We start from the raw sequence: 937 nt of genomic DNA, 5'->3' as shown, positions 1-937 counted from the left end.
GAAAGTACGCGCCACAATACAACCATTTTTCAGGTCGGGTGAAGTACGACTACGATTGGAACTTGAACCAAGCCGACTGATTTATTCAGCTTTGTTCAGCTTGAGATGCTTTTAGCCACCGATAACCCAAAAGCTAAAAAAGGGCACCAAGTGCCCTTTTTACTTTCTAGTTTGCTTGTTAGATTTTGGCTTACTTAAAGCCTTTTACCTTTTTAATTAAATCGTAAGCGTTTTGAATTTCTTGCGATTTTTCTTTTGCGACGTTCATCATTTCTGGCGGTAAACCTTTGGCCATCAACTTATCAGGGTGGTGCTCATTCATTAACTTACGGTAAGCACGTTTAACGGTTTTACCGTCCGCCTCTGGTGACACATCCAAAATTTTGTACGCATCGGCCAATTGATCCGCCTGTGAGGCTTGCTGCCAACCTGACGACTGGTATTGACCTTGTTGCTGACCATGGAAACCACCTTGATGTTGGAAACGGAACGCCGCTTCTTGCATTTGCAGGCGACGCTCTAGTTGCTCAGAGGAGAAACCTAAACCACGAGCAATTTTGTGTAGGACATTACGTTCACTTGGATGGATAGCTCCATCAGCAAAGGCCGCGGAAATTTGCAGTTCAAGGAAGAATTGCAGCAAATCAAAACGGCCAGCGGTCGAGATTTTTACACGCACCAGCACATCTTCTAATGGGAAATCACTCTCTTTCCCTTCGCGGAACGCATCTTGCGCCGCACGGCGTTGTTCGCCATGCAAATTCATACGATCCATCATGGCAGTCGCAAGTTGGATCTCTTCTTTAGTGACCTGACCTTTGGCTTTTGCCACGTGTCCCATTACTGCAAACGCCGCTTTAAAGAATTCTTCCTGACGCTGCGCCTGACTCGGTCCTTTTCCAAAGCCGCCTGTAGAGAACCCAGCTTGACTTAAACG

Annotated in this window: 1 protein-coding gene; it reads right to left on the bottom strand. The window is 46.3% G+C overall.

The window, feature by feature from the left end; genetic code table 11:
* Positions 1 to 190: 190 nt before the first annotated feature.
* On the bottom strand, positions 191 to 937 hold a 747-nt coding region (djlA, locus tag R7E78_RS24975), incomplete at its 5' end, for a co-chaperone DjlA (protein WP_318058453.1).

Source organism: Vibrio sp. YT-19(2023) (genome assembly GCF_033337395.1).
This window is presented reverse-complemented; position numbering and strand designations above follow the sequence as displayed.